A 19728-nucleotide genomic window follows, 5' to 3' on the forward strand; every position below is an offset into this window, starting at 1 on the left:
AGGGGAGGGCGTGTGTCCGATCTGTATTTGGTTCGGCATGGGCAGACCGAGCTTAACGTGCAGAACATTTTGCAGGGCTGGCAAGACTCGCCGCTCACGGAGCGCGGGCGCGAGCAGGCACTGGCGACGCGCGCGGCGTTTGAGGCGCGCGGCATCTCCTTTGACCACGCGTATTCGTCTCCGTTGGGTCGGGCGCGCCACACGGCCGAGCTGATCGTTGGCGAGGATCTTCCCATAGAGCCGGTCGATGATTTGCGCGAGTGGCGCCTGGGCACGCTGGAGGGCACATCAAATCGCGATATGCCGCCGCAGCCCTGGGGCGATTATCCGGTGGCCTTTGGTGGCGAGTCGGAAGGCGAGCTTCGGGCGCGCATGGTCGCGGCGCTGTCCCGTATTATGGCCCGACCGCAGCACGATCGTGTGCTTGCGGTCTCTCATGGCTCTGCCTGCCAGGAGTTTCTTAGATGCGTGACCGGCGGGGGAGAGCAGCCCGACAACGGTGCCGTGCTTCATTTTGGCTATTGCGACGGGGCGTTTTCGCTCCTTGATTGGTAACGAACGAAAGGACCCCTATGAACAAAGATCTGTATCTGGTCCGTCATGGACAGACAATATTCAACCTTAAACGCATTATTCAGGGATGGAGCGATTCGCCGCTCACGCAGTTGGGCTGCGAGCAGGCGGCGCGTGCCGGTATGTTCTTGCGTGCGCGTGGCGTTGAGCCCGATCACGCCTACACCTCGACGCTGCACCGCACCGAGCAGACTATCGCCAGCCTGTGGCCGGGCCTTGCCTACGAGCGTCTGGATGGCCTGCGCGAGTGGTTCTTTGGCGACTTTGAGGCCGAGCGCGTGATGCTGATGCCCGAGCGTCCGTGGCGTGACTTTTATCGTCAGTTTGGCGGTGAGGGCCAGATGCAGGTACGTGAGCGCATGGTGACGACGTTGACCGATCTTATGCGACGCCCGGACCATTCGTGCGTGCTCGCGGTGAGCCATGCCTCGGCCATCAAGGAGTTTTTGGACCACTCTAGGGGAGCGGCGGCCGACGAGCGCGAGCGCGTGCCGGGCAACTGCTCGGTTCTGCATTTTGCGTTTGACGATGCAACCGATACGTTTGAACTGGTCGAAGTCTTTACGCAGGAGGATTACGCGCGTGAGCTGGGGCTAGAGCCGCTCGTGGCGGCAGCGGGCCCACAGCGCGGGTAGCGCGGGCGCGGCGCGGTTTGCCGGCGTAATTGTTTGATGCGAAAGGGGCGGGGATGCATGCACGGGCATTGCATCTCCGCCCCTTGTTTGTTTGGATGCTGGGTTTTCCTGCTTCGCGTTTGAGTTCGCTAGAACCGTGCGATCTGGTGGGTGAGCAGACCCGTCGGAACCTGCGGCGCGCCGCCGCTGACCTGCGCGGCGGGGAACAGCACGGCCACGGTAAAGTTGAACGGCTCTTTGCCCGTGTAGGTGCCGGCTGCGCGGGCCTCGTCTGCCAGGAGCTGCGCCGCCCCTGCCAGCGCGGCAGCGTAGGCGGGGTCGTCTGCCGGCGCCGGCTCCGGTGCCTGATCGAGCATGGCTCGGATGGCGGCAACGGCGTCCTCGCGCTTGACTTCCCATACGCGATGCGTGATGCCTGCGGGATCGGTGACGGCGTAGAGCGATGCGCCCTCTTTGGCGGCGCCAAGGATGATATCCATGACGGGCGAGGCTTCGTAGGCGAGCGACACGGGGCGCGGCTGCACCTTGAGCTCGGTGATCGCGCGCGCGGCGGCGAGTGCGTCGACGCTCTCGGCGGCAGCCTCGTCGCTACCCGTCAGTACGCCGACCGGGCAGATCGCTACGACACCCGTTACGCGTCCCGGCTCTCCCGAGCACTCGTACACGTAGTATGCCGCACCTGGATCCTTGAGCATGAGCCCATCGGCAATCGCACCGCGCAGGGCTTCGTTGTCACTCAGAATGCCGTCCATCGCAGGCAGCGCCTCGAGCGCACGGTCCTGAGCCGGGCGGATGCAGGGAAACGGAAGAGCTTTCATGGACAGTCCTAACGCGCGAGTCGGTTTGTTCGCGGCTTATTATGCCCCAACTTGGCTATTCGCGCCCCAGAGCGTGTTGTCGGCGAGCGCGATCAGCACCCGCTGGCATCGAACGATGTCGGCGTGGGGCACATATTCGTTGGGCTTATGGGCGAGCGCGAGCGAGCCTGGGCCATAGCTCATGCAGTTGCGGTTACCCGTCTTGCCGGCAATGACGGCAGTGTCGGTGTAGCCGGTAAAGAAGCCGACGCTCGCCTCCGCGCCTGTCACGTCATCGGCGGCGCGCTTGAGCGCGGCTAGAAGGGGAGAGACCGGATCGCGCTCGATGGCGGGGCGGTCGCCTGTCACGGTATAGCTTCCATGGCAACCGGGGATTGCGGCTTCGGCGCCGGCGATGGCCTGCTCTACCATGCGCGTCGCGGCGGCCGTATCGGTCGGCGGCGTCAGGCGCATATCGACCCAGACCTTGGCGTGGTCGGGCACGACATAGGGGCGGTAGCCGCCCTCGATCTGTCCAAACGTGATGGTCGAAGGACCCAGCTCCTCATGTGCGGGCAGCGCCGCAAACGCGCGACGAAGCGAGCATACGGCCTCGGCCATGGCGGCGACGGCATCCGCTCCCTTCCAGGGCTGGCTCGCATGCGCCGTGACGCCGGTCATCTCGATCTCGAACCATGTGCGACCCTTGTGCGCCACCTGAATCTGTCCGTCGGTGGGCTCGGTGTCCAGCGCCCATTCGCGCGAGCCGACCCAGCCGGCATCGATGGCCGCCTCGGAGCCGCGCATAAAGTCCTCTTCGTCGACCGAGCAAATAAGCGAGAAGCCGCGGTGGGGCAGCTCGCCCTCTGCCGCCACGCGCTCGAGTGCGTGGATAAGCGCGGCAATGGCGCAAGCCAGACCACCCTTCATGTCGCAGGCGCCCCGGCCATAGAGTTTGTCGTTGCGCACAACCGCCCCAAGCGGCGGCGTGTCCGCGTCCCAGCCATCTCCTAGGGTGACGGTATCCATATGGCAGATGTAGACGAGTCGCGCCTCGTCGCTCACACCCGGCACGGTGACCATAAGGTTGCGGCGCCCGGGGAGTACTTCGAGCTCTGCAACCTGCACGGCATCGAGCGCAGGACTATCAAGCTGCGCCAGCTGCTGTTCAATGAGCCTCTTAATGAAGTGTTCGATCTCGCCTTCGTAGGCGCCCGGGTCCGAGCTATCAATCTTCACGAGCTCCTGCGTAAGCCGCCAGGCAAAGTTTTCATCAACCATATGTAACCTCACAATCAGTTTGCTTCCAAAACCGATTGTAAGCCACCTGGAGGATTCGCGACGTGTGCGTAGCAGTATTAACCGTTCGCAGGCCGAGCCATCGCGTTTGGCGTCCGGGCAGGCTCTCAAACGACGCAATGGGTAGGTATCCTTCATGGATGACATGCTGTGCGACATATCTGCCTTTCGGTATCACCGGATACCTCCGCAGGTCTTGGCAATAATGCCGGACCTGCCCGATTCTGCGGACGATCCGCGCAGGGAGCATCTTTGTGAGCATCCGCTTGTCAAGTATTTCCTGGGCACTCCGTTACACGTGTTGGCGCGGGGCGGCTGCGGGCGTAAGGGCGGTCGAATTGTCAGGCATGTCTGGAACGGGGAGAGGCCGTTTGGCTCCGTGCGGCAGACAGAGTTTGGCCTTGATGTTGCGTCTCCGCTCTTTACCCTGCTGACCCTGGCTTCCTCGGTCTCAAATGAGCGCCTGATCATGTGCATGTATGAGATGTGCGGCACCTTTGCCGTGTGCAAGATTGCGCCTCAGGTAAAGTCGGCACTTGAGCAGGCGTATGGGAGCCGGTGGGGTGACGCACGGTTGGGCTGGGAAAACGTAAAGGATGCCTCGGGGAATCCAACGGACCTGTGGAAACGACCGCCCTTGATTGAGCTCTCTGAACTTACAGAGTTCGCCAATAAGATCCAGGGGCTCCGCGGTGCTAAATCGTTCACGCGTGCCGCGAAATGCATTACGGGGGTTGTGGCATCGCCGCTCGAGGTCCAGGCTTCGATGCTGTTTGGCCTTACGAGGTTGCGCGGCGGCGAAGGGCTGCGCCTTACCAATAACGTCGAGATTCGCATGACGCGCAGCGCCCGCCTGATTTCGGGGCTTGATAGGCGCTACGCCGATATCCTGCTGTCAAATAAGGACGGCAGCAGAGAGTGCCTGGTTGAATGTCAAGGTAAAGCCATTCACGGATCCATAGAATCCAAGATCTCGGACTCCGATCGAACGACGGCCCTTCAAGCGATGGGATATCCTGTCGTTCTGATGACCTATGGTCAGCTGGTCGACTCCGATGCCTTCCGCGTGGTGATGGAACTCATCATGTCCTATCTTGATGTGCCGTTGAAAGACAAGACGCCGCGGCAGCAGGAGCTCGAACGGCGGCTTCGTGAGGAGATTTTTATCGATTGGGCGGGAATGTAGCCGCGCTGGTGGAAAACGGTCGCGTGAGCTAGGGCTTGGTTACGAAAAGGCTTCAGTTGGTCTTTGAAATAGGCTTTAAAAACGCTACCCAGAACAAGTTATTTCGGAAAATGGACAGTCACCTTAAATTTGGCATATAGAGATCGATTTTTACCTACTAAAGTCCCTGATAAAGCTGTTTATCAGAGTAGGTGCGCTCAGTGATTTGGGTAGTACTGTCTATTATCCGAAAAAACTTATTCTGGGTAGCATTTTCAAAACCAGCCGGAGCAACGAAATCGGCCCCCGTTTCGCGAAAACGGGGGCCGAATGAGCTTCATTGCCTGTCTGGCAGGCTTGGCGCCGACGCTACTTGATCACGCGTACGCGATACATCGACGGAATCTGCTTGAGCGCCTCGATGGTGCTGCTATCTAGGTGCTCGTCCGTGTCGAACATGGTGTAGGCGTTCTCGCCGGCGGACTCGTTGGTCATACGCTGCACGTTGGCGTTGTCCTTGGCCAGGATTGCCGTGATCTGGCCGATCATGTTGGGCACGTTGGCATGCAGGCAGGCGATGCGGCTTGCGGCGCGCGCCTTGCCCATGCTGCAGGCGGGGTAGTTGACGCTGTGCGCGATGTTGCCGTTCTCCAGGTAATCCTTGAGCTCGCTGATGGCCATATCGGCGCAGTTGGCCTCGGCCTCGCCGGTGCCGGCGCCCGAGTGCGTGGTGATAAACGTATTGGGCATCTTGACGGTCTTGGGCGTGGCAAAGTCGCAGCTAAACCAGCTCAGCTTGCCCGCGCGCAGGGCGGCGTCGACGGCGTCCTCGTCAATGATGGTCTCGCGCGCATAGTTGATGAGCACGGCGCCCGGGGCCAGCAGGTCGATCTGCTCGGTGCTGATCATGCCGATGGTGTCGGCCTTGCTGGGCACGTGTACGGTGAGGTAGTCGCAGCCGCGGCAGAGGTCCTCGAGCGTGCCCACGCGCTGCACCTCGCGGCTCAGCACCCATGCGTGCTCGACGGAAATGAACGGATCGTAGCCGTAGACGTCCATGCCCAGATCGACGCAGGCGTTGGCGACCTTGGAGCCCACGTTGCCCAGACCGATGACGCCGATGCGCTTGCCCTTGAGCTCACGGCCCACAAAGGCCTTCTTGGCCTTCTCGGCGTCGACCTGAATCTCGGGGTCGTCGGCGTTGTCGCGCACCCAGTTCATCGACTGCACCACGCCGCGGCTCGAGAGCACCAGCATGCCCAGGACGAGCTCCTTGACGGCGTTGCTGTTGGCGCCGGGGGAGTTAAAGACGACGACGCCCTTCTTGGCGTACTCCTCGACGGGGATGTTGTTGACGCCGGCGCCGCAGCGGGCGATGGCGCGGATGCCCTCGGGCAGCTCGTAGCCGTGCAGGTCGGTGGAGCGCATCAGGATGGCGTCGGCCTCCTCGGCGGTGCCCACAAACTCGTAGCCCTCGCCAAACTCGACCTTGCCGTCTTTGGTTATGTCGTCGATGGTTTTGATCTTGCGCATGAAAAACTCCTTAGCGGGTTTGTTTATAACAAGTGGTTTGAAGTGGCTGGTCGGCCCGCGGGTTGCGGGCTAGTTAGATCGCGGACTCAAACTATGCTGCACTTCGAAGTCCTTCATGTACGAGGCCAGTGCCTGCACATCTTCCATGGTTACGGCGTTGTAGACGCTGGCGCGCATGCCGCCCACCAGGCGATGGCCCTTGACGTTTTGAATCTGGTGCTCGGCCGCGCCGGCGACAAAGGCCGCGTCGAGATCGGCGTCGCCGGTGCGGAAGGTTACGTTGGCGATGGAGCGGCTGTCGGCCTGCGTGGTGCCATGGAACAGCTCGCTGTGCTCGAGCTGGTCATAGAGCAGGTTGGCCTTGGCCCAGTTGCGCTCGGCCATGGCGGCTAGTCCGCCGGCTTGCTCCACCCAGCGGAATACCTTGCCGCACACGTAGATGCCAAAGGTGTTGGGCGTGTTGAGCATGGAGCCCTTGGCGGCCTGGGTCTTAAGGTCCAGGTACTGCGGCGTCTGCGCAAAGGCGGGGCCATCGGCGATGAGGTCGTCGCGCACGATAACCACGGTCACGCCCGCGGCGCCGGCGTTTTTCTGCGCGCCGGCGTAAATGAGCCCGTAGCGCTCAACGTCGAGCGGCTGCGACAGGAAGCAGCTCGAGACATCGGCGACCAGCGGCACATCGCCGCAAGCGGGCAGCTCGTGGTACATGGTGCCAAAGATGGTGTTGTTCTGGCAGATGTAGACGTAGTCGAGCCCGTCGCCCGCGGCCTCGGCGGCAATGCGCGCGTTTATGTCGGCCATGGTGGGAATGCGGTCGAAATTGGTGTCCTTGGAGCTCGCGAGCAGCACGGCCTCGCCGTACTTGGCGGCCTCCTTGTACGCCTTGTTGGCGAAGTTGCCGGTCACGACGTAGCCGGCGCGGCCGCGGCGCATGAGGTTCATGGGGATGCCCGCAAACTGCAGCGTGGCGCCGCCCTGCAAAAACAGGACACGGTAGTTGTCGGGGATGCTCAGCAGGCGGCGCAGGGTTGCCTCGGCGTCGTCGATGATCTGCTGGTACATGCTAGATCGATGGCTCATCTCGAGCACGGACATGCCGCAACCGCGGTAGTCCATCATCTCGTCGGCGATCTCGGCGAGCACGCTTGTGGGCAGTGCGGCCGGGCCAGCTGAGAAGTTGTGCACACGTGCCATCTTCTAGTTCCCCTCGTAGTCGTTTGAACGTTCGGGATACTTTAGCACAGTGGAGCGCCCGGCGCGACCGCATCACGGTAAAACTCGACCGCGCCGCTATGATTTACAGGATGGTTACATGGGGGAGGGGTGACCTTACCTGATGGCTCGCATCCGATCTGCCTCTGCTTTTGCTTGTTTCCAAGGACGCATGCGGCCGTTGACGAGGTCATCGTAGCCGCGGGCGATGGATTGCTGGACTCGTGCCCGCTCGTCGCTCGAGTTGATCTTTTCTGGGCGGCGCCTTGATTTGTCGGGGAATGCGGGCAGTTCGTTCATGAAACAGCCTTTCAAAAAAGAAAATGCCGGGGGGATCCCCCGGCCCTTGACTGCCCTCCATAGCGGAACGCAGCTCTTTTATACCATGCTGTGGTTGTCTAGCTCAAGTATAAAACACGAAAATATGTTCGTGTGTTTAACGTTTGAGTAACGCCTTAGATTTGCGACGTCTGTCCTGCGTCTAAATCACCGGGATATACCGCGACAAATACTCCTTGAGCGCGGGGTCGCACACATAGAGATACGTTCCCAGCATGCCACGCGTCATGAGGACATAGTAGGCGTTGACGATAATCTTCCGTAGCTCATCTTCGCTCGCCTTTTTCTTTGCGACGGCATCTTTGAAGTTCGCTTTGTTAACGCAGACGGCTCCTTTATCGGTGTCGTAGTAAATGTCTGGCCCCAGAATGACGAATCCGTAATTGAGGTCGTAGCCCTGCACCGTGTGGATGCATCCAACCTCGTTGACGGCGTTGGCAGAATTAACCCAATCCTTTTGGGTTGAGTTCCAGCGTTTGGGGATACCCTCGATGACGATGTCGAAAGCGTTTTTGTGTTTCTTCGTTTCCCACTTCCACGCAAAGCCTGCCGTCATGCGGGATAGACCAACTTCTTCTTCCTTGGCTTGCTGCAGGGAACAGAAATCCTCAAATCGGTCGACGATTCCAAACTGGTATCTGGGGATATCGCTGTCCGGATCCCCGGCTCGCGAATCGTAAGGCTCCGATGAAAAGAGTTCGTTGAACTTCATGCCGGTATGCATAAACGCCTTGTTGTTGAGTAAGTCATAGACAAAATCGAGGTATTCGTCACCACCGCGTACGCGCATTTGTGTGCTTAGGCTGAACTCTTCAGTTTCAATGCCCGCTTCTTCGAGCTGATTGAGTCGCTGCTCAAGGCCGTCTCGATTGAGTCCGGATGCGCGAACCTGCTGTTTGGGGTCGTAGAACAGGTACGCCTTGTCACAGCATTTGAATATCCAGTCAACCTGGTTGCTCGTATGCGGAAGGCCGAGGCGATCGCAGGTGTTGTAAAAAGCCCCAATGCCGGCGCCCATGCTTAGATAATTACCCAGTCGATGTGCTTCGTCGACAAGTAGGATGTCATAACGATCATTTTTGGTTACGTCACTGGGGCTCAAGATATCGCCAGGCTTTAGCCCTGGAAGGAAGTGCGTGAGTTTCCTGAGGGTCTTCTTCAGAGAATCCATCGGGGTGACAAAACCGACTCGCAGGCCGGAAAGGTTGGGCTCATTTTTGATTTTGAACATGAGACTAATGGCGAGGATTGTTTTACCTGTTCCCGGCGCGCCATTCACGACGGTTATACGTTCTCTTTTTGAGCCGCCATGTTTTGTGTCTTCATGCTCCTGTTCGAGACGTTTATAAATCGTCTCGATCGTTTCGTATTGGTCGGGCGTAAGCGTCTTGAAAGGCGAGAACTTGAACAGATCGGAGTTCTCGAGCTCTTCAATCGGATGAATCGCGTAGTTTTCTTCGCGAAGCTTTGTCCAGAGGTCTCGGAACTTCTGGCGATATTGAGGCCGCTCAAAATAATCGAATTGGGCATAGCCGTTGTTGGCATTGGTGACCTGGTATTTTTCGTCGGCACAGAACAGTTCGATGAGCCTGTTTTCAAACTCAAATGTCGCTGATTGATTGAATGTAGGGTTGTCGATCAGAAGTGTTCGATCGAAATCCTTGTCCACGTTTGCAGCGTGTTGTTTCATACGGCGCTGGTAGTTGGTTGTTTGGCCGATGTATGCCGTCTTGTTTCTGCTGTTGGTAAGAATGTAAAGGACGGGCCAACTTTCGTCATGATGGGCTCCAGGCTTTGGCGTTCCAAAGTCCTGAAGCGATTCGCTTGTCTCAAAGGGCTGGGGCAGGGGAAGCGTGTATTGCCGAAGGGCGAACTCATTACTCACGGTGGCCCGCCTTTCTGTATTCGTTGGATGATGCGTTGATGGGGTAGCGCTCGCCATTGCGTTTGAGTTTGGACGAGAGCGCAGCTGGGAGATCGATTCTATTTAAATCGGCAAAACGCAGGAGGAAAAGAAGCATGTCGGCAATTTCGTCTTCGATGACTTGGCGCTGCTCGGTGTCTTCGAACATTTCTGCAATGCGCTCGTCGCTCATAAAACGAAAGAGCTGAAGGAGCTCGGAGGACTCAGTCGCCATGCCGATGGCAAGCTCTTTTGGCGTGTGATATTTGCGCCAGCCTCGATCGTCGCAAAAATCTCTGACTTGTTCCGTCATGGCATCGAGCTTATCCATCGTCCGCAACCTCCCAGATGTTCATTATTTTATTATGACCGTATCTGGGGTTTATTGCACATCATTTGGGATGTGCGGTTTGTTTGGACGCGATTCCCCGGTGGGAGGTTACACCATGAAGATCGATGTGGACGTAGACCAACTGCGCGAGAGCCTGCTCGATCGCGCGGGGAGTGCAGTGGGCGTGGGCTTTCCGGCTGCCATGCTCGACGTAGTGGATATCGAGGATGAGTCCCCTCAAGAGCTTCTAGACCGAGCCGAACGCGAAGGCCTCGACCTCCGTGATTTTGCCGTCGACGATGACTAGGAATGTGACAAGGGTAGCTAATTTGGCATAGGGCGCCTGCATCCGCAGCTGCGCGAAAATGCACGATAAGCCGTTGCAATGGAGTCTAATGAGCTCACGACCGTTCTATTTTGACTGCTCGCTGGCTAAGTGAGTAGGCTTTATTGGAAATCCTGAGCACACGACTAATTTGCTTCAATAAACCTGCAGGTCACAGACTTGTGCTTTGGTGACATGGTCGGCGATTCGGCAAAAGTCTACTCACTTAGTTTTGAGAGGCGCTAATTGTTCGCAACGAGACCCCAGCCGGGGCGATTGGTGCTCAAATGTAGCCAATTCGGGACGGCTGCCCCTGGCCGCTACGACGCCAGGGTGGCGATGACGGCTTTGTCGCCGGCGTATATATGGGTGTTGCCGTCGGGGATGATCGTTTGGCCATCGCGCTTGAGCATCACGACGATAAACGGGTGCTTGCCTTGCGGCACGTCGCGCAGGCGCAGCCCCGCCAGGCGACCGTGGGGTGTCACGGTGACCTCGCGCAGCGTAACCTCGGCACGCTCTTCAAACGTCGGGGCAGCCATCACCAACAGGTCACCTTCCTTGATCACAGTATCCCCGTTGGGCAGTACCGGATGCGCGCCATCGCGCAGCACCAGGACGACGAGCATGTTCGTAGCGTTGCCAATATCGGCAAGCGAGCGCCCGGCAAACGGATGCCCCGCGCCAACCTTGAGCTTAACAAACGACATGCCGTCCTCGTCGCGGTAGTCGTTAAACGTGCGGCGTACATCGCCTGCTGCATCGATCATGTCGAGTTTCTTCGCCACCGCCGGCAGTAGCGAACCCTGCACCACAATGCTCGACACGGCAATCACAAAGACCAGGTCAAACAGGTCATGTCCACCGGGAACGCCGGCCACCACGGCAAAGAGGCTAAAGACGACCGAAGCCGCGCCGCGTAGGCCCGCCCAGCTTACGAGCGCTACCTGGCGGGGGTTTGTCTTAAAGGGCGCCAGGAGCAGACCGACGGCGATGGGGCGGCTCACGAAGAGCATAAACGCCATGAGTGCCAGGCCCGGTAGCAGCATTTGCGGCAGGCGGGCGGGCGTCACGAGCAGGCCGAGCAAAAAGAAGATGGTCATTTCGGCCATCTCGGTGAGGGTGTCGAAGAAGTGCGCCAGCTCGACCTTACCGGTGATGTCGCTCGCGCCTAGCACGATGCCGGCAAGGTACACGGCTAAAAAGCCGTTGCCGCCCAGATAGCTCGGCAGCGCGTAGGCGACGATCGCCACGGCGAACAAAAAGATGGTCTGCGCGCCCTCGGCCGTTGCGTGTGCGCGCTCAATCAGGCGGCCCGATGCCCAGCCGATGGCAAGGCCCAGGCCCACACCCAGGATGATCTGCTTGGCCAGCAGCACAGGGATGTTAATGTCGCCGCCCGCCGCGAGGGTGGCGAGCACGGCAGTGAGCATGTAGGCGACAGGGTCGTTGGAGCCTGATTCGACCTCGAGCAGCGAGTCGGTGCCGCCCTTTAGCGACAGGTTGTGCTCGCGCAGCACGCTAAAGACGCTCGCTGCGTCGGTCGACGCCACGACCGAGCCCAGCAGCAGGCCGCCGATCCAGTCGAAGCCTAGCGCGAAGTGTGCAAAGGCGCCCGTGATGCCGGCGGTAATGACGACGCCGAGCGTGCTCAGCAGTACCGCGGGTGCGGCGACAGGTTTGGCGCGGTCGATATTGGTGTTAAAGCCGCCGTAGAACATGATGAACAGCAGCGCCGTGCTGCAGACGGTTTCGGTAAGCGCGTAGTCGTTAAAGTCGATGTGAGCCAGGCCGTTGACGCCCAACAGCATGCCCAGCGCGATAAAGATGAGCAGGGTGGGGAAGGGAAGCTTTTTGCCGACGGGTTTGATGGTCAGGCACAAAATGATGACGAGGCCGATAAAAAGAAGTATCTGGTTCATGGATAGTGTCCGCTCCTGGGAGGTTGGCGTGGCACGGTCAGTTGTCTGCGGTTATTTGTACCAAAAGATGGTGGGTTTATGGGTTGAACGGAGGGCGTTCGTGATATCGTCAAAGGCGGAGCCGTTTTTCTAGACTATTGGCGGCGGCTCGTATCTACTTCCCAGCTTTATTGCAACGGAGTACAATGGGTAACGTTTAAGTTCAACTTGAAGTTTTAGTTGTGGCTCCGGGCTTCGGCCGTAATGCAGGGAAAGGCGTTCCATGGCGATCTATGTGACATCCGATGCTCACGGGCACGTGCGCGCGCTGGACGAGGCCCTTTCCAAGATCTCGCTGGCGTCCGACGACACGCTGTACGTGTTGGGCGACATGGTCGATCGCGGTCCCGACCCGGTCGGCGTCATTAACTTGGTGCGCTCGCTGCCCAACGCTCGCGTGCTTAAGGGTAACCACGAGCAGATTATGCTCGACGCGATCATTGGCCAGGACCCGCTTGATGCCGAGACCTGGGATATCAACGGCGGATGGACCACGCGCCAGCAGCTCAACGAAATGGAGTTTGAGGCATACGAGGAGCTGGTGCGCTGGGCTGCCGCCCTGCCGCTCTATGCGGTGGCAGAGACTGCCGAGCGTCCGTATCTGCTGGTGCACGCCGGCATTCAGACCGAGGCGGCGCGTGCGTTTTTGCTTGAGCATGGTGTCGATTGCGCTGATGGCAGGGGAGCCGTCGATGCCGATAGCGAGCTGCTGCAGCAAATGCTCGCCGTGCAGTCGTCCGATGACCTGCTGTGGATTCGGCATGGCTATTGGGATGCCCCGACGGGGCTGCTTTCTGCCGAGGGCAAGGGTCCGGTCGTGGTGAGTGGCCACACGCCCACGGTGTCGCTGGGGCGCTATTGCGAGGTTGGCGGCCTGGCAGGGCTCGATGAGGAGTCGGGCCGCGGGCAGATTGTGCGCCTGGGCGGCGAGGATACCGCCGGCGTTCCCGACCGCATCGACATCGACTGTGCCGCCGCCACCGGCTCCGAGTTCGGCCGTGTAGGCATTCTGCGCCTGGACGACGGGGCCGAGTTCTATGCAAACATTCTCCCTGGCGAGTAATCGGTGCAAAGGGTAGCTAATTTGGGACGGGGCTTTTTTGACTACTTTTGCCCTTCTGCCCATCAAATGATTTTTCTGGGACGGGGATTAAGTAATCATTTGGCTGCCCGCTGGCTAAGTGAGTAGACTTTTTTGGAAATGCCGAGCACCCAACATGTTTGCCTCAATAAAACCGCAGGTCACAGACTTGTGCTTTGTCGGTGTGGTCGGGGATTCGGTAAAAGTCTACTCACTTAGTTTTGCGTGATGTATATTGTCCGCAACAAGACCCCAGCCCGGGTAATTCCATCGCAAATTCCGGTGGCCGAGGCAGCTAATTAGACACCGTACGGGTTGCGGGCTCGTTCTATGCGCTGGCGAATGTGGGCGTACTCGACAATCAATAGCACCAGCAGTAGGGCCATGATGAGCAGGTAGCTCACGACGGCACCCATCAGCCCCAGTAGGTTGATGAGGACCATCGGTACCACCACGCTCACGGCAAAGCAAATGAGGTAGATCTTGGTGACATCGCCGGCGTGGCGCAGCACTGTGATAATGGCGTAGATATAATCGATGGCTGCGGTGATGCCGCCGGCGACGACCATCAGCAGCGCCAATGTGCGGTAGCGCTCAAAGTTGAGGCCGTACATAAAGCTCATAAGGGGAATGCCGGGGCCTGCCATAAACGCGGCGCATGCGCCAGTGAAACCCAAGATCAGCGCCATGACGGCGACAATAATTAAGTCAAAGCGGCGACGCTTGCGCGGGTTAGCCCAAATGCTCGACAAGCGTAAGAGCTGCGGTTTATAGATAAATCCAATGCTCAGCAAAATGGCCTGCGCCGGAAAGAATAGGGCATTAAAGTACAGCTGATATTTGTAGGCCAGCGTGCCTTCCATCACAAACTTGGGCATGCTCTCGATAAGGTTGAACAAAAAGAGCGCGCCAAAGAGCGGGGCGCACTGCGCAAAGAGGCGGCCGACTTCGCGTATGCTCACGCGACGCGATTTTTCGGTCTCGAGTAGGGCGAGTGGGGCGGTGACCAGCACAAGCGAGGCGATTGCTGTGACACCCATGGCCATGGCCGCGATGGGCATGCTGCGCGTGAGGAACAGTGCCGCGCTAAAGACCGCGATGACGCTGACGGAGCGCAGCGTTTGGCTCATGCCGGCTAGGTAGAGCTTGTCGGCCTGCTGCAGGCGGCCCTCGTACACGTCGGCGATGCCGTCGATCACCTTATACAGGTAGACGCCCAGGCCGATCGTCGCCATGTGCGCGTCGTAGCCGCGGGCGCTGCTGTACATGAGGCCGCAGCCTAGGGCGAGAGCTCCGCAAAGCCAGCGGTTGAGCTGGTAGGAGGCAAAGGACGCCTTCTCGTCGATGTCCGAGACCTGAAAATTGCGCACGCCGTAGTTGCACGCGATCATGATGAGCGTGCCGGTGACAAAGGCGATGGAGAACTTGCCGGCTTCTTCGGCGCCCACGAGTTGCGTGGACACGATAGTGAGCAGCGGAAACGCCATGCCCCACACGGCGGTGCCGAGGGTATTCCAAAGGTAGTCGCGGCTGGTGGCGTGCTCCTCGTATTCGGCTTCTTGCGTGGAGAAGCCGCCGCCGTAGACGGCGCCGAGCAGGCGGTTCCACCAGGCATTGACCATGCGGCGGATGGGGCCGGGCTGGCGATCGCGCTCGCGGCGACGGCGTGTGGCTTGGCCGCTATTTGGCCCGCCGGCGTTGCGCTGACTCAGCTCTTGGATGCGCGCGAGCTCCTCGGCGGTGTGCGAGGCGGGGAAGAGGCCATTCTCGATGCGTCCGCCCTGTCCGTGCGCCCCGCCCGATACGGCGGGGTTGGCGATGCCGTTGCGGCGGGCGATGGCGCGGCGGATGCTATCGAGGGGCGAGATGCTCAAGGCGGGTCCTTTCTATTGCTGCGTTCTAGTATAGACGCGACGGTGTCACTCATGTTTTTGAACGGATCGTTCAATATTTTCGGGGGGCGGCAGTAAATTGTCGGTGAGCGTGCGGTATCCTGTTGAAGTTATGTGATACCACGATGCCGCCCGCGCGGCACCAAGGAGCTTCTACCTATGGACGTCGCCGCATTCTTGCTGGCTCTTGTGCCGATCATTTGGCTTGTCGTGATGCTGCTGTGCTTTAAATGGCCAGCTTGGAAAGCCGCCATCGGATCGTTTGTCCTTTCGTGCGTGCTTGCCTTCGCATGGTGGCACCTGCCGGCAGCACAGATCGCGACCGCCTCGCTCGAAGGCTTTTTGATGGCCCTGTGGCCCATCGTTTTGGTAATCATCGCCGCGGTGTTCACGTATAACCTGTGCGTTCGCACGGGCGCCATGGACGTGATCGGCAGCATGATCACCTCCATCAGCAGCGATCGCCGTCTTCTGGCGCTGCTTGTGGCCTGGTGCTTTGGTGGCTTTATGGAGGGCATGGCCGGTTTTGGCACCGCTGTCGCTATTCCCGCCGGCATGCTCGCGGGCCTGGGCTTTGAGGCCGTGCCCGCCGTGCTCATCTGTCTGCTGGCCAACGGCGTGCCCACGCCCTACGGCTCCATTGGCATTCCCACGGTGTCCGTTGCCGGTCTGGTGGGCCTGGATCCGCTGCATTTGGCGACCGTTCAGATGGTGCAGTTGGCGCCTTTCTTTGCGATGATGCCTCTGTTTATCGTGCTGGTTGCGGGTCGTGTCGCCGATGACCAGGGTAATGTTGCGGGCGTTGCCGAGCGCCTGAACGGCGTGGCGGGCATCGCCGTGCTCTCCGGCGTGTCCTTTGCCGGTGCGGCTCTTGTCGTTGCTATGTTTGTGGGTCCCGAGCTTGCCGTCGTCGTCGGTTCCATCGTTTCGCTCGCGCTGACAGCTGCGCTTGCCATACGTGCCGAGAAGTCGGGGCATCTGGACGCACGCTTCCACATGAATATCGAGGCCGGCGAGCAGCTCACCGCTAAGTCGGCGCTTTCGGCTTGGTCGTGCTTCATCCTGATCTTTGTGCTGCTGTTGGGAACGTCTAACCTGGTGCCTGCCGTGCATGCTGCGCTCGCACCGTTTGCGAGCCAGGTGCAGGTGTATTGCGGCGAGAACCCCGGCACGCTCACGTTTTCGTGGATCAACACGCCGGGCGTCTGGATTTTCCTGGCGGCGTTTGTCGGCGGCGCCATTCAGGGTGCTTCGCCGCGCATGATGGGCAAGGTGCTGGCCGCGACCGTCAAGCAGATGATGCCGACGGTCATTACCATGCTTTCGGTTCTGGGCTGTGCCAAGGTTATGGGCTATGCGGGCATGATCTCTTCGATCAGCGCGTTTTGCATTGCGGTCGCCGGTGGCCTGTACCCGATTCTGGCTCCGTGGATCGGCGCGGTCGGTGCATTCGTGACCGGTTCGGGCACGTCTTCTGGCATGCTGTTTGGTCCCATCCAGAGCCAGGCTGCCACCGCGCTGGGCGTGAGCGACTACTGGATGGTCGCGCTGAACGCGCTTGGCGTCGCTGCCGGCAAGATGATCTCGCCGCAGACGCTTGCCATCGGCCTGGCCGCCGTGCACGTGCGCGGCAAGGATGCCGAGCTCCTGGGCGCCGTCCTGCCCTACGCCGCCGGCATGCTGGTCCTCATGAGCGCCATCGCCATGCTCGGCCAAGGCTTGCCGCTATAGTTGGCACTTAGGGACGCTCCTTTTGTGCCGGCATCCGGGGACACTCCTTGAATGTTGCCTGTTCAAGAGTGTCCCCAACGACTCGTCGTTTAAGAACGTCCCCAATGACTACCCAATGACTAGGCCGCTTGCCTGGGATTTTTGACCGTTGGGCGGGCTTGCCGCCCTTGCCGCAAAAACGTTTTTGCATATCGGGTACAACGGGCTTTACGTGAGTAAAGTGCGCGCCGCGCCCGCGTGACGCGCTTTTAAAGGAGGCCCCATGCCTGGTGTTACCCCTGCAGAAGTTCTGTCCAACTTTGGTATTACGCTGGTCGAAGATCCCGCCGAGAATCAGCCGCGTCTGCTGGTCGATCTACCTGCTGCGGAGCTCGTCGAGCACGCCATCCGCCGTGAAGAGGGCCGCATGGCATCCAACGGCGCGCTGGTAATCGAGACGGGGGAGCGCACCGGCCGTTCTCCCAACGACCGCTTTATCGTTGACACCCCCGATGTTCACGACAAGATCGCCTGGGGCGCCGTCAACCGCCCGCTTTCGATTGAGAGCTACGAGGCCATCAAGGCCGGCATCGTTGACTACCTCAACGAGCGCGACGTGTTCGTCACGCGCGGCATGGCGGGTGCCGACCGCAACCACACGCGTCGCCTGCTCGTTGCCTGCGAGCGCGCGAGCCAGGCGCTCTTCATTAAGCAGATGCTCGCCCGTCCGCTCGCTCGCGAAATTGCGCGCACCGGCGAGCCGGACTTTTGCGTGCTCGCGGCACCCGGGTACCAGTGCGACCCTGCCATCAAGGGCCTCAACTCCAGCGCCGCCGTGGTCATCAACTTCCAGGAACGCGTGATTCTGGTTGCCGGCACCGGCTACTCCGGTGAGATTAAAAAGTCCATCTTCAGCGTCATGAATTACCTGCTGCCCGTCGAGGACGATGTGCTGCCCATGCATTGCTCGGCCAGCATGGATCCCGTCACGCACGAGACCGCCGTGTTCTTTGGCCTGTCCGGCACCGGCAAGACCACGCTTTCGGCCAATCCCACGCGCCTGCTGATCGGCGACGACGAGCACGGTTGGTCCGACATGGGCATCTTCAACATCGAGGGCGGCTGCTACGCCAAGTGCGAGGGCTTGGACGAGTTTCACGAGCCCGAGATCTTCAACGCCGTTCGCTTTGGCGCGATCTGCGAAAACGTGGTGCTCGACGAGAACCGCAAGCCCAACTACGATGACGTCTCGATCACGCACAACACGCGCGTTGCCTATCCCGTCGAGCATATCCCCAACGCGTGGACCAAGGGCATGGGCACCACCCCGAGCGTCGTGCTGTTTTTGACCTGCGATGCCTTTGGCGTGCTGCCGCCTATCTCGCGCCTGACGGCCGATGCCGCCATGTATCACTTTGTGACGGGCTTCACCGCCAAGATCCCCGGTACCGAGGTCGGCGTCACCGAGCCCACGCCTACGTTCTCCTCGCTGTTCGGAGAGCCGTTTATGCCGCTCGACCCCATGGTCTATGCCAAGATGCTCGGCGAGCGTATCGCCGACGGTCGCACCCGCGTCTATCTGCTCAACACCGGCTGGATTGGCGGCGGTTATGGCGTGGGCCATCGTATCGAGCTTGCCTACACGCGCGCCCTGGTCGCACGCGCCCTCGACGGTACCATCGAGGACAGCGAGTTCTTGCACGACGATATCTTTAATGTCGACATTCCCACCACGTGCCACGGTGTGCCGGACGGCATCCTGGTGCCGCGCCAGTACTGGCAGAGCACAGCGCGCTACGACGAGGCCGCGCACAACCTGGCGGTGATGTTCGAGGAGAACTTCGAGAAGAAGTACTCGCACCTGCCCGAGTCCGTCAAGGCCGCCGGCCCGCACGCTCAGGTGTCCGCCGAGGCCCGTCATCGCGGCCGCGGCCTGCTGGGACTCCGCCACTAGCGTCGCCTCGAGTCCATATCCACCACAAAGAGGCAGGCGCCTTTGTGATGGTTTTGCTCGTGTGGATGACTCGGGTTACAATGCGCCTGACATATCGTCCCCTTCTCCGGATGGGGACAGCGTAAGCGCTCTTGTGACGGCACCGTAGGACTTTGAAGGTGGCCGTTGTAAGGGCGCTTTTTGTTTAGGCGCTCGCGTTGGCGCGAATTGCGAAAGGAGCACGTATGAAGAGCTTTGTTGCCGAGGATTCATTTTGGGAGCTATTTCCACAGGCGGCGGTCGGCGTCGTGGTCGTAAAGGGCATGAAGCCCGCGGCTACGATTCCTCAAGAGGACGTGGACGCGATTGCGGCGCTGCTCGATCGCGCCAATATCGATGCGGAGCGCCACCTGACAAGCGATACCATCAGCGAGAACGCGCCGGTCAAGGCTTGGCGCGAGGCCTATCGCCTGTTCAAGACTAAAAAGGGCGCCCGCTGCTCGATCGAGAACTTGCTCAAGCGCGTGCTCAAGGGCAAGCCGGTCGGTCATATCACACCGGCGGTGGATATTTACAACACGGTGTCGCTGACCTACGCGCTGCCCGTGGGAGGCGAGGATTTGCACGCGATTGAGGGAGACCTTCGCTTGAAGGTGACCGACGGTGGCGATGCGTTCCTGCCGCTTGGCGAGGAGGCGGATGACCCGACGCTGCCCGGCGAGCTCGCCTACATCGATGATGCGGGTGCCGTGTGCCGCTGCTGGAACTGGCGCGACGGCGTTCGAACGGCTCTGTCCGACGATTCTGCCGATGCGTTCCTGGCGATTGAGTGTGTTGGGCCCGAGCGAATGGGGGACTGTCAGGCCGCGATCGATCGCTTAGCCGAGCTGCTTGAGCGCTATCTGGGAGCGACGGTTGTCGTCAAGACGCTTGTGACCCGCGATAACCCGCGCGTGGAACTCTAGCTCGGGCCAAACCACCACACAAACCACCACAAAGGTGCTATCCCCTTTGTGGTGGTTTTTATGTTGATGAGTTA

General features: G+C 60.0%; 17 protein-coding genes. 8 read left to right on the forward strand and 9 right to left on the reverse strand.

What is annotated here, in order from left to right; genetic code table 11:
• Window positions 1–12 precede the first annotated feature (12 nt).
• A complete protein-coding gene (locus ACTQVX_RS02065; protein ID WP_427747436.1) occupies window positions 13–555 on the forward strand; it encodes a histidine phosphatase family protein in 543 nt (180 codons plus the stop codon).
• Between the two features lie 17 nt (window positions 556–572).
• Window positions 573–1208, forward strand: coding sequence for a histidine phosphatase family protein (locus ACTQVX_RS02070; protein ID WP_427794603.1), 636 nt, complete (start codon window positions 573–575; stop codon window positions 1206–1208).
• 128 nt (window positions 1209–1336) lie between these two features.
• Here ACTQVX_RS02070 and ACTQVX_RS02075 read toward each other — a convergent pair whose 3' ends face one another.
• Together ACTQVX_RS02075 and ACTQVX_RS02080 are read right to left on the reverse strand one after the other, a co-directional pair.
• Window positions 1337–2026 carry a DUF1015 family protein gene (locus ACTQVX_RS02075; RefSeq protein ID WP_441540553.1) on the reverse strand — a complete coding sequence of 230 codons (690 nt, stop codon included), beginning with the start codon at window positions 2024–2026 and terminating at the stop codon, window positions 1337–1339.
• Between the two features lie 39 nt (window positions 2027–2065).
• Window positions 2066–3286, reverse strand: a complete 1221-nt coding sequence (locus ACTQVX_RS02080) for a M20 family metallopeptidase (protein ID WP_441546397.1) — start codon at window positions 3284–3286, stop codon at window positions 2066–2068.
• A 154-nt stretch (window positions 3287–3440) separates the two neighbouring features.
• Here ACTQVX_RS02080 and ACTQVX_RS02085 point away from each other — a divergent pair, with 154 nt between their 5' ends.
• Complete coding sequence (locus ACTQVX_RS02085) at window positions 3441–4490, forward strand: hypothetical protein (RefSeq protein WP_441546398.1); 1050 nt, start codon at window positions 3441–3443, stop codon at window positions 4488–4490.
• A gap of 348 nt (window positions 4491–4838) precedes the next feature.
• Here the strand turns inward: ACTQVX_RS02085 and ACTQVX_RS02090 are convergent, their stop codons facing one another.
• From ACTQVX_RS02090 to ACTQVX_RS02110, 5 genes are all read right to left on the reverse strand, one after another.
• Window positions 4839–6002 carry a phosphoglycerate dehydrogenase gene (locus ACTQVX_RS02090; RefSeq protein WP_195544739.1) on the reverse strand — a complete coding sequence of 388 codons (1164 nt, stop codon included), beginning with the start codon at window positions 6000–6002 and terminating at the stop codon, window positions 4839–4841.
• Between the two features lie 69 nt (window positions 6003–6071).
• Window positions 6072–7196, reverse strand: coding sequence for a 3-phosphoserine/phosphohydroxythreonine transaminase (serC, locus tag ACTQVX_RS02095; protein WP_441546399.1), 1125 nt, complete (start codon window positions 7194–7196; stop codon window positions 6072–6074).
• A 135-nt stretch (window positions 7197–7331) separates the two neighbouring features.
• Window positions 7332–7514 carry a hypothetical protein gene (locus ACTQVX_RS02100; RefSeq protein WP_441540557.1) on the reverse strand — a complete coding sequence of 61 codons (183 nt, stop codon included), beginning with the start codon at window positions 7512–7514 and terminating at the stop codon, window positions 7332–7334.
• Between the two features lie 181 nt (window positions 7515–7695).
• On the reverse strand, window positions 7696–9438 hold the full coding sequence (locus ACTQVX_RS02105) for a DNA/RNA helicase domain-containing protein (protein ID WP_441540558.1): 1743 nt from the start codon (window positions 9436–9438) through the stop codon (window positions 7696–7698).
• Entirely contained in the window at window positions 9431–9787 is a 357-nt protein-coding gene (locus ACTQVX_RS02110) for a nucleotide pyrophosphohydrolase (protein ID WP_441540559.1), read from the reverse strand. Before ACTQVX_RS02110 ends, ACTQVX_RS02105 begins: the two co-directional genes overlap by 8 nt.
• Window positions 9788–9902: 115 nt before the next feature.
• Between ACTQVX_RS02110 and ACTQVX_RS02115 the strand changes: the two genes are divergently transcribed.
• A complete protein-coding gene (locus ACTQVX_RS02115) occupies window positions 9903–10094 on the forward strand; it encodes a hypothetical protein (protein ID WP_441068325.1) in 192 nt (63 codons plus the stop codon).
• Between the two features lie 338 nt (window positions 10095–10432).
• On the opposite strand, the gene ACTQVX_RS02120 is transcribed toward ACTQVX_RS02115, so the two are convergent.
• Window positions 10433–12034 carry a potassium/proton antiporter gene (locus tag ACTQVX_RS02120; protein WP_441540560.1) on the reverse strand — a complete coding sequence of 534 codons (1602 nt, stop codon included), beginning with the start codon at window positions 12032–12034 and terminating at the stop codon, window positions 10433–10435.
• A gap of 262 nt (window positions 12035–12296) precedes the next feature.
• Here ACTQVX_RS02120 and ACTQVX_RS02125 point away from each other — a divergent pair, with 262 nt between their 5' ends.
• A complete protein-coding gene (locus ACTQVX_RS02125) occupies window positions 12297–13136 on the forward strand; it encodes a metallophosphoesterase (protein WP_441540561.1) in 840 nt (279 codons plus the stop codon).
• Window positions 13137–13453: 317 nt separating this feature from the next.
• Here ACTQVX_RS02125 and ACTQVX_RS02130 read toward each other — a convergent pair whose 3' ends face one another.
• Window positions 13454–15028 (reverse strand): lipopolysaccharide biosynthesis protein, encoded by a 1575-nt coding sequence (locus tag ACTQVX_RS02130; RefSeq protein ID WP_441546400.1) that lies wholly within the window; start codon window positions 15026–15028, stop codon window positions 13454–13456.
• Between the two features lie 177 nt (window positions 15029–15205).
• Between ACTQVX_RS02130 and ACTQVX_RS02135 the strand changes: the two genes are divergently transcribed.
• From ACTQVX_RS02135 to ACTQVX_RS02145, 3 genes are all read left to right on the forward strand, one after another.
• Window positions 15206–16777: an L-lactate permease gene (locus tag ACTQVX_RS02135; protein WP_441540563.1), complete on the forward strand. Its 1572-nt coding sequence runs from the start codon at window positions 15206–15208 to the stop codon at window positions 16775–16777.
• Between the two features lie 262 nt (window positions 16778–17039).
• On the forward strand, window positions 17040–18710 hold the full coding sequence (pckA, locus tag ACTQVX_RS02140) for a phosphoenolpyruvate carboxykinase (ATP) (RefSeq protein WP_427719537.1): 1671 nt from the start codon (window positions 17040–17042) through the stop codon (window positions 18708–18710).
• A gap of 224 nt (window positions 18711–18934) precedes the next feature.
• The gene (locus tag ACTQVX_RS02145; RefSeq protein ID WP_441546401.1) at window positions 18935–19654 is read left to right on the forward strand and encodes a B3/B4 domain-containing protein; all 720 of its coding nucleotides are present in this window, start codon (window positions 18935–18937) and stop codon (window positions 19652–19654) included.
• The last annotated feature ends 74 nt before the right edge of the window (window positions 19655–19728 follow it).

The organism is Collinsella sp. LCP19S3_A6 (genome assembly GCF_052122015.1).
Lineage (GTDB): Bacteria > Actinomycetota > Coriobacteriia > Coriobacteriales > Coriobacteriaceae > Collinsella.